The sequence below is a fragment of the Noviherbaspirillum sp. genome, assembly GCF_035254865.1.
GTDB lineage: Bacteria > Pseudomonadota > Gammaproteobacteria > Burkholderiales > Burkholderiaceae_D > Noviherbaspirillum.
The window spans coordinates 32,642-47,055 of record NZ_DATFAF010000025.1 but is presented as its reverse complement, the minus strand read 5'-3'; the positions used below and the strand labels follow the sequence as shown (position 1 = coordinate 47,055).

15 protein-coding genes are annotated in these 14,414 nt (G+C 61.4%); 13 read left to right on the top strand and 2 right to left on the bottom strand.

Translation table 11 applies throughout. The features are described 5' to 3' along the window. Nucleotides 1–4 precede the first annotated feature (4 nt). The 7 genes from VJ651_RS07415 to VJ651_RS07385 all read left to right on the top strand — a co-directional run bounded on the left by VJ651_RS07415 (nt 5) and on the right by VJ651_RS07385 (nt 6,578). Complete coding sequence (locus VJ651_RS07415; protein WP_324106829.1) at nt 5–1,249, top strand: diguanylate cyclase; 1,245 nt, start codon at nt 5–7, stop codon at nt 1,247–1,249. A 12-nt stretch (nt 1,250–1,261) separates the two neighbouring features. Next, the gene (locus tag VJ651_RS07410; RefSeq protein WP_324106828.1) at nt 1,262–1,660 is read left to right on the top strand and encodes a gamma-glutamylcyclotransferase family protein; all 399 of its coding nucleotides are present in this window, start codon (nt 1,262–1,264) and stop codon (nt 1,658–1,660) included. Between the two features lie 84 nt (nt 1,661–1,744). Continuing rightward, nucleotides 1,745–3,472, top strand: a complete 1,728-nt coding sequence (gene argS, locus VJ651_RS07405) for an arginine--tRNA ligase (RefSeq protein WP_324106827.1) — start codon at nt 1,745–1,747, stop codon at nt 3,470–3,472. A 20-nt stretch (nt 3,473–3,492) separates the two neighbouring features. Continuing rightward, complete coding sequence (locus VJ651_RS07400; RefSeq protein ID WP_324106826.1) at nt 3,493–4,134, top strand: SPOR domain-containing protein; 642 nt, start codon at nt 3,493–3,495, stop codon at nt 4,132–4,134. 27 nt (nt 4,135–4,161) lie between these two features. Then, nucleotides 4,162–4,869, top strand: coding sequence for a thiol:disulfide interchange protein DsbA/DsbL (locus VJ651_RS07395; RefSeq protein ID WP_324106825.1), 708 nt, complete (start codon nt 4,162–4,164; stop codon nt 4,867–4,869). Between the two features lie 132 nt (nt 4,870–5,001). Next, complete coding sequence (locus tag VJ651_RS07390; protein ID WP_324106824.1) at nt 5,002–5,778, top strand: SDR family oxidoreductase; 777 nt, start codon at nt 5,002–5,004, stop codon at nt 5,776–5,778. Between the two features lie 53 nt (nt 5,779–5,831). After that, nucleotides 5,832–6,578 (top strand): helical backbone metal receptor, encoded by a 747-nt coding sequence (locus VJ651_RS07385; RefSeq protein ID WP_324106874.1) that lies wholly within the window; start codon nt 5,832–5,834, stop codon nt 6,576–6,578. A 1-nt stretch (nt 6,579) separates the two neighbouring features. On the opposite strand, the gene VJ651_RS07380 is transcribed toward VJ651_RS07385, so the two are convergent. Continuing rightward, on the bottom strand, nt 6,580–6,984 hold the full coding sequence (locus VJ651_RS07380) for a hypothetical protein (protein ID WP_324106823.1): 405 nt from the start codon (nt 6,982–6,984) through the stop codon (nt 6,580–6,582). A gap of 233 nt (nt 6,985–7,217) precedes the next feature. Further along, entirely contained in the window at nt 7,218–8,261 is a 1,044-nt protein-coding gene (locus VJ651_RS07375; RefSeq protein WP_324106822.1) for an MBL fold metallo-hydrolase, read from the bottom strand. A 151-nt stretch (nt 8,262–8,412) separates the two neighbouring features. On the opposite strand from VJ651_RS07375, the gene VJ651_RS07370 reads away from it, so the two are divergent. The 6 genes from VJ651_RS07370 (at nt 8,413) to VJ651_RS07345 (ending at nt 14,323) form a co-directional block, all read left to right on the top strand. After that, nucleotides 8,413–8,856 carry a MerR family transcriptional regulator gene (locus VJ651_RS07370; RefSeq protein WP_136419689.1) on the top strand — a complete coding sequence of 148 codons (444 nt, stop codon included), beginning with the start codon at nt 8,413–8,415 and terminating at the stop codon, nt 8,854–8,856. A gap of 121 nt (nt 8,857–8,977) precedes the next feature. Then, nucleotides 8,978–10,162 carry an isovaleryl-CoA dehydrogenase gene (locus VJ651_RS07365; RefSeq protein WP_324106821.1) on the top strand — a complete coding sequence of 395 codons (1,185 nt, stop codon included), beginning with the start codon at nt 8,978–8,980 and terminating at the stop codon, nt 10,160–10,162. A 59-nt stretch (nt 10,163–10,221) separates the two neighbouring features. Continuing rightward, nucleotides 10,222–10,674 (top strand): PaaI family thioesterase, encoded by a 453-nt coding sequence (locus VJ651_RS07360; RefSeq protein WP_324106820.1) that lies wholly within the window; start codon nt 10,222–10,224, stop codon nt 10,672–10,674. An 11-nt stretch (nt 10,675–10,685) separates the two neighbouring features. Next, on the top strand, nt 10,686–11,117 hold the full coding sequence (locus tag VJ651_RS07355) for a thioesterase family protein (RefSeq protein WP_324106819.1): 432 nt from the start codon (nt 10,686–10,688) through the stop codon (nt 11,115–11,117). 213 nt (nt 11,118–11,330) lie between these two features. Beyond that, nucleotides 11,331–13,118 carry a bifunctional isocitrate dehydrogenase kinase/phosphatase gene (aceK, locus tag VJ651_RS07350; RefSeq protein ID WP_324106873.1) on the top strand — a complete coding sequence of 596 codons (1,788 nt, stop codon included), beginning with the start codon at nt 11,331–11,333 and terminating at the stop codon, nt 13,116–13,118. A gap of 23 nt (nt 13,119–13,141) precedes the next feature. Beyond that, nucleotides 13,142–14,323, top strand: a complete 1,182-nt coding sequence (locus tag VJ651_RS07345; protein WP_324106818.1) for an acetyl-CoA C-acetyltransferase — start codon at nt 13,142–13,144, stop codon at nt 14,321–14,323. The last annotated feature ends 91 nt before the right edge of the window (nt 14,324–14,414 follow it).

The following is a 14,414-nucleotide window of genomic DNA, read 5'->3' as shown; positions in this document are numbered from 1 at the left end:
ACCCATGTCCCGCGACTCTTTAACGCAAGACGAATCAGCGCCGCAATCCGAGGCCGACCGCAGCTTCTGGCACTATCGCTACAAGTTCCCGCGCAAGGTCGAGGCTGCGTTTCAGGCCGAGATGGACCGCATGCGCGAACGCCGGATATACAAGACCGGCCTGACGGCGGTGCTCTTGTATTCCGCGTTCGCGCTCACCGATCCTGCCATGGTGCCGGACGCCTATCAGCAGGCGTGGGCGATCCGTTTCCTGGTGGTCGTGCCGTTTCTCCTGCTGACGACCTGGTTCGTGTACACGCTGCGGCGTCCGTTTGCGCGCGAAATGCTGCTTTCCGCGGCCCTGATCGTGTCCGGCATCAGCATGCCCTGGATCGCGGGCCTCAGCAGGCATCCGAATGCGGCGCATTTCCAGACCGGCATCACGCTCATCCTGTTGTTCGGCAACATCGTGCTGAACCTGCGCTTTCGCAGTGCGCTGATCACCTCCCTGCTGATGGCGCTCATGTACGGGCTGACGCTGACCCGCTTCGGCGCCCTGACGCCGGAAGTCAGGTTCAACAACTTGCTGTTCTGCCTGGCAGCCGTTGCCATCAGCCTGATCGCCAATTTCAGGATGGACCAGGACCAGCGTCGCGCCTATCTGGCGCGCATGCGCGAAATCGAGCGCAATGACGAACTGAGCCACGCGGTGGAACTGCTGGCGAAGATCTCGGCCGAAGACGGGATGACGCAAATTGCCAACCGCCGCGAATTCGACCGCCGCCTGCATCTCGAATGGAGCCGTGCGCGGCGCGAATCGAAGCCGGTCGCGATCGTCATTGCCGACGTCGACTTCTTCAAGAATTACAACGACCACTACGGCCATCCGGCGGGCGACGATTGCCTGAAACGAATCGCCGCGGCACTGCGCTCCGTGCCGAAGCGTCCCACCGACCTGGTGGCGCGCTTCGGCGGGGAAGAGTTCGCGGCGCTGCTGCCCGGAGTTGCGGCCGAGGACGCTGCCGCCATTGCGGAACGCATGCGGCAGGCGATCGTCGACCTGCAGATTCCCCATGCCGCCTCGCGTATCGGGCCGGGCGTGACGGTCAGCTTCGGCGTGGCGGCCATGCTGCCGGTCGCGCACGAGCAGCCGGCGGAATTGATCGCGGCGGCAGATGCGGCACTCTATCGCGCGAAGGAGCAGGGCCGCAATCGGGTAAGCGTGTACGAAGAGGATCAGACCGTTCCCATGGTGCGGGCGGATTACTAGAGCGGCTTTCATATGCATGTCTTTACCTATGGCTCGCTGATGTTCGCGCAGGTCTGGACGCGCGTGGTGCGCGGCGCCTACCGCTTTGCGCCGGCCCGGCTCGACGGCCACGCACGCTTCGCGATCAGCGGCGAAACCTATCCCGGCATGGTGCCCAGGGCCGGCGAGACGGTGCAAGGCCTGCTGTATTTCGATGTGTCCGCGCAGGATGTCGATGCGCTCGACGCTTTCGAGGGCGCGGATTACCGGCGCGAGGCAGTCAAGGTGACCCTGGAATCCGGCGAAATCCTCGCCGCCTGCACCTATATTTACTTGCTTCCGCAAAACTTGTCCGAATCACCATGGATACCGCAGGCATTTCAGATGGAACGATTCCTCGTTTCGTATTGCCGCGACAAATTGGGAGATTGAGGGCGAGCCGGTATAATTCTCCCCATCCTCACATTTGACATGATGGCCATGGGGTGACCCACTAGAGCCATCATTTTTTATCCCATGCTCGCTTCACAAAAACAACAGATTATCGACCTGTTCCAGGCCGCGCTTGCGCCCATCGTCGTCGGAACCGAATTGCAACCGAACGTGGTGCTGGAACGCCCGCGCGATCCGGCGCACGGCGACATCGCCTGCAACATCGCGATGCAACTGGCCAAGCCGCTGAAAAAGAATCCGCGCGAACTGGCGCAGGCCATCGTCGCATCGGTCCTCGCCAACAAGGGCGATTTGATCGAGACGGCCGACATCGCCGGCCCGGGTTTCATCAATCTGCGCGTCGCGACCGCCGCCAAGCAGGCGGTGGTCCATGCGATCTTCAAGGAAGGCGCGCAATTCGGCAGGAGCACGGGCGGCGCGGGCAAGAAGGTGATGGTGGAATTCGTGTCCGCCAATCCGACCGGTCCGCTGCACGTCGGTCACGGCCGTCAGGGCGCGCTCGGCGACGCGCTGTCGTCCCTGCTGGAAGTGCAAGGCTATGCGGTCACGCGCGAGTTCTACTACAACGACGCGGGTGCCCAGATCGGCAATCTCGCCTACTCGGTGCAGGCGCGCGCGCGCGGCCTGAAGCCGGGCGACGAACACTGGCCGGAATCGGCCTACAACGGCGACTACATCGCCGACATCGCCGCCGATTTTCTGGCGAAGAAAACCGTGGCCGCCAGCGACGGCAAGCCGGTCACCGCGACCGGCGACGCCAACGACCTCGAATCGATTCGCATGTTCTCGGTTGCCTACCTGCGCCGCGAGCAAGACCTCGACCTGCAGGCCTTCGGCGTCAAGTTCGACAACTACTACCTCGAATCCTCGCTCTACCACGACGGCAAGGTGGAAGCCGCGGTCAATGCGCTGATCAAGGCCGGCAAGACTTACGAGCTGGACGGCGCGCTGTGGCTGCGCACCACCGATTACGGCGACGACAAGGACCGCGTGATGAAGAAGTCCGACGGCTCCTACACCTACTTCGTGCCGGACGTCGCTTATCACATCACCAAGTGGCAACGCGGTTACGGCAAGGTGATCAACGTGCAGGGCAGCGACCATCACGGCACCATCGCGCGCGTGCGCGCGGGCCTGCAGGCGGTCAACCTCGGCATCCCCGAGGGCTATCCCGACTACGTGCTGCACAAGATGGTCACCGTGATGAAGAACGGCGAGGAAGTCAAGATTTCCAAGCGCGCCGGCTCCTACGTGACGGTGCGCGACCTGATCGAATGGTCGGCCGGCGACGCAAAGGACGAGAACGGCGAACGCGACCTTACGCGCGGACGCGACGCGGTGCGCTTCTTCCTCATCTCGCGCAAGGCCGATACCGAATTCACTTTCGATGTCGATCTCGCATTGTCGCAATCGGACGAAAACCCGGTGTACTACGTGCAGTACGCGCATGCGCGCATCTGCTCGGTGATGGCGCAATGGGCCGGCGATGAAGCGACGCTCAAGGGTGTCGATTTGTCAGCGCTGACTTCGCCGCGCGAGGCGGCCCTGCTGGCCAAGCTGGCGGAATATCCGGAAATGCTGCAGAAAGCACTCGACGAACTCGGCCCGCATCAGGTAGCGTTCTATCTGCGCGACCTGGCCGGCGAGCTGCACAGCTATTACAACGCCGAGCGGGTGCTGGTCGACGATGCGTCCACCAGAATGGCCCGTCTTGCGTTAATGTATGCAACACGCCAGGTCTTGCGCAACGGGCTGGCGCTGATCGGGGTATCTGCCCCGGCGCGCATGTAACATGAAGTAACTGAGGACGTATGCACAAGTACAACAGGCAACAGGGCGGAACGATTTTAGGCATCATCATCGGCTTGATCATCGGTCTTGGTATCGCGCTCGGCGTGGCGGTCACCATCAACAAGACGCCGGTGCCGTTCACCGACAAGTTCAGCCGGCAGAAGACCGCCGAGCCGGCCGCCGGCCAGATCGGCGATCCGAACAAGCCCTTGTATGGCAACAAGGCCGCCGCGAAGGACGCGGCAAAGGACTTCATGAAGGAAACACCGCCGGAAAACACCGCCGCGCCGCAGCCGGACAAGAAAGCGGAAGTCGTGAAGGTCGACCCCAAGCTGGACGGCAAGGCGCCGGTGGTCGAGGCGGCGCCCGACAAGGCGAAGAAAGCGGATGCCGCTGCCGAGGCCAAGGCGGATGGCGCGGAAGAAAAGTGGACCTATTTCCTGCAGGCGGGCGCTTTCCGCGAACAGGCTGATGCCGAAAGCATGCGCGCCAAGCTCGCCTTGCAAGGCGTGGAGGCCAAGGTATCCGAGCGTCAGTCGGAAAACGGCGTCCTGTACCGGGTCCGCGTCGGTCCGTTCACGCAACTCGATGCGATGAACAAGGTCCGGGGCAAACTGTCTGACAACGGCGTCGATGCGGCGGTGGTGCGCATCGCGAAATAGTTATTTCACCAAGAAAAAAGGAAGCATATGCGTTTTCTTAAACATGCACTGGCAGCACTGACGCTGGGCCTGGTCGCCATCGGCGCGAGCGCTGCGCCGAACAATCCGCAGAATGGCGTCGACTATCGCACGCTCGACAAGCCGCAGCAGACCGATTCCGGCAAGAAGGTCGAAGTCACCGAGTTCTTCTGGTATTCCTGCCCGCACTGCAACGCCTTCGAACCGGATCTGGAAGCGTGGGTGAAGAAGCAGGGCGACAACATCGTGTTCAAGCGCGTGCCGGTTGCCTTCCGCGATTCCATGATTCCGCAGCAGAAGCTGTATTACGCGCTGGACGCCATGGGCAAGGTGGATGAGATGCATGCCAAGGTGTTCAATGCCATCCATGTGCAGCACCAGCGTCTCGACACCGACAACGCGATCGCCGATTTCGTCGCCAAGAACGGCATCGACAAGAAAAAGTTTCTTGATGTCTACAACTCCTTCGGCGTGCAAAGCAAGGCCCGCCGCGCCGCACAGCTGCAGGGAGACTATCAGGTCGACGGCGTGCCGCTGGTGGCCATCGACGGCCGCTTCCTGACCTCGCCGTCCATCGTCGGCGCCAGCATGGGCAATCGTCCGGAGTCGGAGCTGTTCGAAGGGACACTGCAAGTGATGAACGCGCTGGTGGCGAAAGTGGCGAAGGAAAAGAACGGTTCGGCAGCAGCGCCCGCCGCTGCAAAGAAGAGCAAATAAAGAACAAATAAAGAGCAAAAAAAGAGCAAAATAGCAACAACGTATTAAACTGCTGGTCCGTCCTCGCGAGAGGACGGACTTTTTTATTTCCAGAGCAGCATCCAACAAGAACAAAGGAGAATCGAGACACTTATGAAGCGCGTATTCATCACCGGGGCATCCAGCGGCATTGGCGCCGCACTTGCACGCCACTATGCTGCACAAGGCGCAACGCTCGGCCTGGCCGCGCGACGCCGGCCCATGCTGGAAGAACTGGCCGCCAGCCTGCCCAATGCGGAACGTCATCAACTGTATGCGCTCGACGTTACCGACCACGGTGCGTTGGCGGATGCGGCGGCGCATTTCATCAGGACAGCGGGCGGTGCCGATATCGTCATTGCCAACGCCGGGATTTCCCAGGGCACCTTGACCGAATACGCCGAAGACCTTCCGGTGTTTGAGCGGATCTTTGCCACCAATGTGACTGCCACGGTCGCAACCTTCTCGTCGTTCATCGGTGTCATGAAGGAGCAGGCCAGATCGGGCAGCCGCGACTGCCGCCTGGTCGGCATCGCGAGCATCGCCGGGGTGCGCGGCCTGCCGGGCGCGGAGGCCTACAGCGCGTCGAAGGCGGCGGTCATCAGCTATTGCGAGTCCTTGCGCGTGGAAATGAAGAAGAGCGGCATCCGGGTGGTGACGATTGCGCCCGGTTTCATCGATACCCCGATGACGCGGATCAACAAGTACCGGATGCCCTTCCTGATGCCGGTGGATAAATTCGCCGCCAAGGCCGCTGCTGCCATCGATGCGGGCGTCAGCTCGGTCGTGCTGCCGTGGCAGATGAGCATTGCGGCGAAAGTGGTGCGGGCGCTGCCGAACTGGCTGTTCGACCTGGCCTTTGCCAACGCGCCGCACAAGAGGCGCAATTGAGCGGGGGGCTTGATGCGCTGGGTGTCGCGCATCGGCCGATCGCGCCGCCGCCGATGCTGGCGCCGCGCATCGTGTCGCTGGTGCCGTCGATCACCGAACTGCTGTGCGAGCTCGGGCTCGCGCCCTGGCTGGTCGGGCGCACGGGGTTCTGCGTGCATCCGGCCGACATCGTGCGCGATGTCCCGAAAATCGGCGGCACCAAAGACGTTAACATCGCCAAGATCCGCAATCTTGCGCCGACGCATCTGATCGTCAACATCGATGAGAACGAGAAATCCTCGGTGGACGCCCTCGCGCAGTTTGTTCCGCATGTCATCGTCACGCATCCGCTGGCGCCGCGGGACAATCTTGCACTGTTTCGACTGATTGGCGGCATCTTTCGCGTCGAGCCGGCGGCGGAAGCCCTGTGCGCGGCCTTCGAGCAGGAATACAAGGCATTGCGGGCGATGCCGAAGGGGCCGCCGCAAACCATGCTCTATTGCATCTGGAAAGATCCGTGGATGACGGTGTCGCGCGATACCTATATCGCAAACATGATGGCGGAGATCGGCTGGCAATGCTGGAATGCGCCTGGCACGGCTGCGCGTTATCCGAGCTTCGAATGGTCGGATGCGCTGGTGCAATCGATTGACGGCGTACTGCTGTCAAGCGAACCGTATCGTTTTACCGAGACACATGTCGACGCCCTGGAGAAGCAGATCGGCAAGCCGGTCCGGCTGCTCGACGGCGAAATGATGTCCTGGTACGGCAGCCGGGCAATCGCCGGCTTGCGGTATCTGCGGACCCTGGACGGGTCCTAGCTTATTTCTGGCGTTGCATGCGCACCAGCATGCGAATGAAGTCGCGCGCGATGGCCTGGTGATGGTCGTCCAGGCGCTGCAGGTCGGCGATCAGCTTGACGTCGGCCGTTTCAAAGCGCGCCGGGCTTCCCGGAGCGTCCACGGTGGTGTGGGTTTCGGTGCCGCCGAAACGCAGCCATTCGGCCGGCACCCCCAGCCACTGGGCCAGCGTGCGCAGTTTTTCCTGGGTGGGAATGGCTTCGCCGACCAGCCACTTGCGCGCGGCATGCACCGTGATCGGGCGGCCTTCAAAGCGGATGTTGAATTCCCGCGCCAGTTGGGTCGGGCTGTCGGGAGAGTAATCGGCATTGCGCAGGGCGAGCTGCAGCCGTTCGCTAAAACCTTCGCGTTCAATTGATGGATTCATGACCGCGCACTATTCCATGTCAGCCATTGACAGTCAGTCTCTCGATGAAAGGAACTTCTTGTGACCAGATGTGTTCAGTAAAAGTAACACATAATTGACAAAATCAGTCAAGTTTGACACGCGGGATTGATACCAGTGCGGGAAAAATCGATCGGAAGGAAGAAAAGATCGACAAAAACCCCGCGGCGTGTGCATGCCGTGGGTGCTCTGAATGAGGTCAGGTCAGTGGATCGTCAGCCGCGCAGGCGGAAGCGGACGATGCCGTCGCTGCCGGTTTCGCGCGCCAGCATGCCGTCGAACCAGAGTTTGTGCAGATGCGCGAGCGCTTCGCCCATGCCGAAGGTCAGCTGGTGCGCATCCAGTTTCCGCTTGAACATGACAGGCACGATGTCCGCCGCCGACTGCGGCACGGCGCAGGCCTGGATCACCTCCGCCAGCCGCTCGCGGTGATGGTCGTTCAACTGGCCGATGCGCGTATGCAGTCCGCGAAACGGCTTGCCATGGGAAGGCAGCACCAGCGTGTCGTCCGGCAGGTCCTGGTATTTTTCGAGCGAGTCGAGATATTGCTGCACCGGATTGGATTCCGGCTCGATGGCGAAGACCGAGACATTGGTCGAAATGCGCGGCAGAACCATGTCGCCGGAAAGCAGGATGTTCAGATCGGCGCAATACAGGGATGCGTGTTCGGGTGCATGGCCAAAGCCGGTGATCACGCGCCAGGCATGATCGCCAATGCGAAATACCTGCTTGTCCTGCATGCGGTGATAGGACGCCGGCACCGCCGGCACCAGCGACGGGTAATAGCTCTTGCGGTTTTGCAGTTGCTCGATCATTTCCGGATCGGTCAGGCCGTGGCGCTGGAAGTGCGGCAGCGCCGCCACGCCGTCCGCGCCGGGCAGTGAAGCCGACATCATGCGCGCAAAGCCGTATTCGCCGGTCGTCATCCACAAGGGCGCGTTCCAGCGCTTGCACAGCCAGTCCGACAAGCCGACGTGGTCCGGATGGCAATGCGTGGCGATCACGCGCACGATCGGCAAGCCGTCCAGATGCGACGCAAAGATCGTTTCCCAGGACGCGCGCGTGGCGTCGGTGGCGATGCCGCAATCGACCACCGTCCAGCCCGCCTCATCGCGGACCAGCCACAGATTGATGTGATCGAGCGCAAATGGCAACCCCATGCGCAGCCACAAAATGCCGGGGGCGACTTCCTGAACGGTTCCGGCGGGCGGGAGTGTGTTGCCGAGGGGATAGCTGAGCTGCGATTCGAGATGATTCATCAATGAGGCTTTCGGTATGCAAATTATCAATCTGACATGTTCACATTTGCCGCCGGCGCGCCTACAATGGCACGACTGATTGACGTTAACGTAAACTGCAATCGGTTTCGACGATTGTAAACACAAACTCCCTTTGCTGCTGACGCCTTCCATGCCGACCTACACCATTACCGAACTGGCCCGTGAGTTCGACATCACGCCGCGCGCGATCCGCTTCTACGAAGACCAGGGCCTGCTCAGCCCCAAGCGCGAAGGCGCGGGAGGCCGCACCCGCGTGTACAGTCCGCGCGAGCGCACCCGCCTGAAGTTGACCTTGCGCGGCAAGCGGCTCGGCCTGAGCCTGCTGGAGATAAAGGCGCTGGTCGACATGTATGAATCGCCCAAGGACACGACGGCGCAGCTGAAGCGCTTTCTGACCGTGCTGGCGCAGCATCGCGAAACCCTGGAACGCCAGCGCGAAGATCTGGAAGTGACGCTGGCGGAAATCGCGGCGCACGAGGAGGAATGCCGTCGTCTGCTCGCGGGCGACAAAGGCGCGAAGGCGGCGCTGGCGGAGAAAAAATCCGCCGCGCGCCGCCTGAAAGATGCGGCCTGATCCGGCAGCAATACCGTATTTTCACCGTACCTGCTTTACGTTTACGTAAACGTCAATTGGCGGTATGATCCTGCAAGATTGGCGCTATGCCACCGTATGCCACCAATAAGGAGAGGAAGACATGATCCACCTGCCCGGCCTGACTTTTGACCATGGCGAAGACATCGCCGCGCTGCGCGAAACCGTGCAGCAATTCGCACAGGCGGAAATCGCACCGCGCGCCGCCGAAATCGACCGCACCGACCAGTTCCCGATGGACCTGTGGAAAAAGATGGGTGAACTCGGCTTGCTCGGCGTCACCGTCAGCGAAGAGTACGGCGGTACGGACATGGGCTACCTCGCGCATATCGTCGCGATGGAAGAAATCTCGCGTGCCTCCGCTTCGATCGGCCTGTCCTACGGCGCGCACTCCAACCTGTGCGTCAACCAGATCAAGCGCAACGGCACCGAAGAGCAGAAGAAGAAATATCTGCCGAAACTGATTTCCGGCGAGTACGTCGGCGCATTGGCGATGTCCGAACCGAATGCCGGTTCCGACGTCGTCAGCATGAAGCTGCGCGCCGACTGGAAGGGCGACCGCTGGGTGCTCAACGGCTCCAAGATGTGGATCACCAACGGCCCGGATGCCGACGTGATGGTGGTGTACGCGAAGAACGACATCGAAGCCGGGCCGCGCGGCATGACCGCCTTCCTGGTCGAAAAGGGCTTCAAGGGTTTCTCCGTCGCACAGAAGCTCGACAAGCTGGGCATGCGCGGCTCGCATACCGGCGAACTGGTGTTCCAGGATTGCGAAGTGCCGGCGGAAAACGTGCTGGGCGGTCTGGGCAAGGGCGTCAACGTGCTGATGTCCGGCCTCGATTTCGAGCGCACCGTGCTGTCCGGCGGTCCGCTGGGCATCATGCAGGCCTGCATGGACGTGGTCGTGCCCTACATCCACGAGCGCAAGCAGTTCGGCCAGCCGATCGGCGAGTTCCAGCTGATGCAAGGCAAGCTTGCCGACATGTATTCGACCATGATGGCATGCAAGGCCTACGTCTACGCTGTCGGTCAGGCTTGCGACCGTGCCAAGAGTCCGGAACTGGTGCGCGCACTGCGCAAGGACGCCGCCGGCGCGATCCTGTACTCCGCCGAAAAGGCGACCTGGATGGCGGGCGAAGCGATACAGACGCTGGGTGGCAACGGCTACATCAATGAAAACCCGACCGGCCGCCTGTGGCGCGACGCCAAGCTGTACGAAATCGGCGCCGGCACCAGCGAAATCCGCCGCATGCTGATCGGGCGCGAATTGTTTGCAGAGACAAAATAAAAACAGACCGCCGCAGAGCTCCTCCTGCGAGGTGCTCGTAGCGCGCAGGAGACCAGCCAATGCGAGCGCCCGATCCCAATTATCGTCAGGTTGTGGAAGACGGTTTCCGTGAAGCCGCCTTTCTCACCGATCTCGGCATCAAGCTTGTCGATTTCGGCCCCGGCTGGTGCGAATCATCCTTGCGCATCCATCCGCGTCATCTGCAGCACACCGGCGTCATCCACGCCGGTGTCCAGGCGACCCTGGCAGACCATACCGCCGGCGGCGCGGCCATGTCGGTCACGCCCGCCCATGAGTACATCCTGACGCTGGAGTTCAAGCTGCACCTGCTGCGTCCCGGCAAGGGCGAAGAACTGCGATGCCGCGCGCACGTGCTCAGGCCCGGCAAGGCCTTCCACGTGGTCGAATCCGAAGTCTTCGCCATGGCCGGCGACAAGAAGACGCTCATCAGCAAGCTGACCGCCACCATGGCGGTGCTGCCGCGCGAGCAGGGCGATTCAACCAGCATGTAAAGGAAGCGGCCATGCAGATCGAAACATATCGCGGCTTCGTCTATCCCTGGTCGATGGACCATGTGGGGCACATGAACGTGCAGTTCTACACCGCGCGCTTTGACGAGGCGACCTGGCATTTCTTCGCGCAAATCGGCCTCACGCCCGGCTTCCTGAAGGAGAACAGGCGCGGCATGGTCGCGCTCGACCAGCGCACGCAATACAAGCTGGAAGTGCATGCCGGTTCGCTGCTGCATGTGACCAGCGAACTGCTTGAAATCAGGCGCAAGACGGTGCGCTTCCTGCACCGCATGTTCAACAGCGAAACCGGGCAGGAAGTGGCGACCACCGAACTGGTCGGCGCGTTCCTCGATACGGATACGCGCAAGACCACCGAATTTCCGCCATCGGTACTTGATGCCGCTCAAGTGTTGCTCGCCGACGCAAACGGTGCCGAAAGTTGAAGGCATGGCAACTCGTAGTCTTACGGTAGTGATCTTTTGACATGGCGAAGTAATATCCATCATGGACATCCCGCTCACCTCGATACTCCGACACCGCCGCGCGGCAAATGCGCTGCCCGGCGTCATGCTGCGGAGTGCGGTTTGCGACGGCGGGCGCATGGATTTGGCTACACTGGAGGCTTGGATTAAACAATTCGAGCTATCACGATGCCATTGACCGCCTTTCCCAAGCTCCTCTCCTCGCAGATCGCGTTCGATATCGCGCGCACGATGCTGGACGGCTTCGACAAGCACTATCGCCTGTTCCGCGCCGCCAGCCAGGATGCCAAGCGCTACTTCGAAACCTGCGACTGGAAAACCGCGCAGATCAAGGCGCGCGAACGCATCGCCTTTTACGATCACCGCGTGCATGAATGCGTCCAGACCCTGGAGGATGAATACGACCAGGAGGAAATCAGCGACGATGTCTGGCGCGAAGTGAAACTGCACTACATCGGCCTGCTGATCAACCACAAGCAGCCGGAACTGGCGGAAACCTTTTTCAATTCGGTGTGCTGCAACATCCTGCACCGCGCCTATTTCCATAACGACTTCATCTTCGTGCGGCCCGCCGTCTCGACCGAGTACATCGAGCCGGAAGAAGGGCTGCCGACCTACCGCGTGTACTATCCGGCGACGGACGGCTTGCACTACACCCTGAAGCGCATCGTCACCAATTTCCAACTCGCGGCACCTTTCGCCGATCTCGACCGCGACGTCGGTTTTGTCGAGTCGCGCATGCGCGCGCTGTTCGGTTCCGACCTGTTGGAGCCGAACCACCAGATCCAGGTGCTGTCGAGCTTGTTCTATCGCAACAAGGGCGCCTACATCGTCGGCAAGGGCATCAACGGCAACCGCATCTATCCCTTCGTTGTGCCCATCCTGTACAACCGCAAGCGCGAAATGGTGCTGGACACGGTGATCTTCGACCCGACCCTGATCACGGTGCTGTTCTCGTTCACCCGCGCCTACTTCATGGTCGACATGGAGGTGCCCTCGGCCTATGTGCAGTTCCTGCGCACGCTGATGCCGTACAAGCCGCGCAGCGAGATCTACACCATCCTCGGTCTGCAGAAGCTGGGCAAAAATGCGTTCTACCGCGACTTCCTGCATCACCTGCATCATTCCTCGGACTGCTTCGAGGCCGCGCCCGGCATCCGCGGCCTGGTGATGGTGGTGTTCGCGCTGCCGTCCTTCCCCTATGTGTTCAAGGTCATCAAGGATCATTTCCCGCCGCCGAAGGAAACCACCCGTGCCCAGGTCAAGGAAAAATACCTGCTGGTGAAATACCATGACCGCGTCGGCCGCATGGCCGATACGCTCGAATATTCGAACGTCGCCTTTCCGCGCTCGCGCTTCTCGATGGATCTGCTGGCCGAACTGAAGGAGGTCGCGCCCTCCATCGTCGAGGAAGAGGGCGAAGAGATCATCATCAAGCACTTGTACATCGAACGCCGCATGACGCCGCTCAACATCTGGCTGTCGGAAGCGGAAAAGCGCGGCGACCATGCGGCGGTCGAACACGGCGTGGTCGAGTACGGCAATGCCATCAAGGATATGGTCGGCGTCAACATCTTTCCGGGCGATATGCTGTACAAGAACTTTGGCGTGACCCGTCATGGACGCGTGGTGTTTTACGACTATGATGAAATCGAATACATCACCGACTGCAATTTCCGGACGATTCCCGTGGCACGCAACGAGGAAGATGAAATGTCGAGCGAGCCCTGGTATCCGGTCGCCAAGAACGACGTGTTCCCGGAGCAGTTCGAGACCTTCCTGCTCGGCAACCCGGAAGTGCGGAAGTACTTCCTGAAGCACCATGCCGACCTGCTGACGCAACAGTACTGGCAGAACGCGAAGCAGCGCCTGCTCGAAGGCATCGTCGAAGATGTGTTCCCGTATCCGCAGGAATTGCGTTTCAGCTACAAACCCTTACCCCCGGCGGCGCAAGCTGCCTAGTTCGCAGACCTTTGGAGAAAATGATGAACGATCCTATTGTTATTGTTGGCGCCGCACGCACCCCGATGGGCGCATTCCTGGGCGATTTCGCGGCATTGTCGGCTTCCGATCTGGGCGCGGTGGCAATTCGCGCAGCGGTCGAGCGCGCCGGGCTGGAACCGAATCTGGTGAGCGAAGTCCTGTTCGGCAACTGCCTGATGGCGGGCCAGGGCCAGGCGCCGGCACGCCAGGCGGCGATCAAGGCCGGCATTCCGGTTTCCACCGGCGCGGTCACCATGTCGAAGATGTGCGGCTCGGCGATGAAGGCGGCCATGATCGGCTTCGACTCCATCCTCGCCGGCTCCAATGAAATTGTCGTCGCCGGCGGCATGGAATCGATGACCAACGCGCCTTACCTGATTCCGAAGGGACGCAGCGGCTATCGCATCGGCCACGCCATGATGTACGACCACATGATGCTCGACGGCCTGGAAGACGCCTACGAGAAGGGCCGCTCGATGGGTACCTTCGGCGAGGAATGCGCGGCCAAATACGAGTTCACCCGCGAAGCGCAGGATGCGTTCGCGATCGAATCCGTCAAGCGCGCACAGGCGGCGACCGCCGACGGCTCCTTCAAATGGGAAATCGCGCCGGTCACGGTGGCGGGCAAGGGCGGCGACGTGGTGGTCGACAAGGACGAAGGTCCGCTCAAGGCCAAGCTCGACAAGATTCCTTCGCTCAAGCCGGCCTTCAAGAAGGATGGCACGATCACGGCGGCATCTTCGTCCTCCATCAACGACGGTGCCGCCGCGCTGGTGCTGATGCGCGATTCGACCGCGAAGAAGCTCGGCTGCAAGCCGATCGCCCGCGTGCTTGGCCATGCCACGCATTCGCAGGAGCCGAACTGGTTCACCACCGCACCGGTCGGCGCCATCGACAAGCTGTACAAGAAGCTGAACCTGACCACCAAGGATGTCGATCTGTTCGAGATCAATGAAGCGTTCGCGGTCGTGCCGATGGCAGCGATGCGCGACCACGGCATTGCGCACGAGAAGATCAACATCCACGGCGGCGCCTGCGCACTCGGCCATCCGATCGGCGCTTCCGGCGCGCGCATCATCGTCACGCTGATCGGCGCGCTGAAGAAGACCGGCGGCAAGCTGGGCGTCGCTTCGCTGTGCATCGGCGGCGGCGAAGGTACGGCGATGGCAATCGAGCTGGTGTAAGCGGCTTCATTTACCGATCCACTGCCCGGTTCCCTCCTCCATGCAGGGGGAGGGAACCCGTATCAAGGTTTTTTGACTTCCTGTCCCGGAT

Coding starts and splice junctions, on each gene's coding strand:
- VJ651_RS07370 (WP_136419689.1), top strand. CDS start 8,413: ATGCCGACCTACACCATTACCGAACTGGCCCGTGAGTTCGACATCACG.
- VJ651_RS07375 (WP_324106822.1), bottom strand. CDS start 8,261: ATGAATCATCTCGAATCGCAGCTCAGCTATCCCCTCGGCAACACACTC.
- VJ651_RS07360 (WP_324106820.1), top strand. CDS start 10,222: ATGCGAGCGCCCGATCCCAATTATCGTCAGGTTGTGGAAGACGGTTTC.
- argS (WP_324106827.1), top strand. CDS start 1,745: ATGCTCGCTTCACAAAAACAACAGATTATCGACCTGTTCCAGGCCGCG.
- VJ651_RS07390 (WP_324106824.1), top strand. CDS start 5,002: ATGAAGCGCGTATTCATCACCGGGGCATCCAGCGGCATTGGCGCCGCA.
- VJ651_RS07400 (WP_324106826.1), top strand. CDS start 3,493: ATGCACAAGTACAACAGGCAACAGGGCGGAACGATTTTAGGCATCATC.
- VJ651_RS07415 (WP_324106829.1), top strand. CDS start 5: ATGTCCCGCGACTCTTTAACGCAAGACGAATCAGCGCCGCAATCCGAG.
- VJ651_RS07380 (WP_324106823.1), bottom strand. CDS start 6,984: ATGAATCCATCAATTGAACGCGAAGGTTTTAGCGAACGGCTGCAGCTC.
- VJ651_RS07410 (WP_324106828.1), top strand. CDS start 1,262: ATGCATGTCTTTACCTATGGCTCGCTGATGTTCGCGCAGGTCTGGACG.
- VJ651_RS07355 (WP_324106819.1), top strand. CDS start 10,686: ATGCAGATCGAAACATATCGCGGCTTCGTCTATCCCTGGTCGATGGAC.
- VJ651_RS07365 (WP_324106821.1), top strand. CDS start 8,978: ATGATCCACCTGCCCGGCCTGACTTTTGACCATGGCGAAGACATCGCC.
- VJ651_RS07345 (WP_324106818.1), top strand. CDS start 13,142: ATGAACGATCCTATTGTTATTGTTGGCGCCGCACGCACCCCGATGGGC.
- VJ651_RS07385 (WP_324106874.1), top strand. CDS start 5,832: ATGCTGGCGCCGCGCATCGTGTCGCTGGTGCCGTCGATCACCGAACTG.
- VJ651_RS07395 (WP_324106825.1), top strand. CDS start 4,162: ATGCGTTTTCTTAAACATGCACTGGCAGCACTGACGCTGGGCCTGGTC.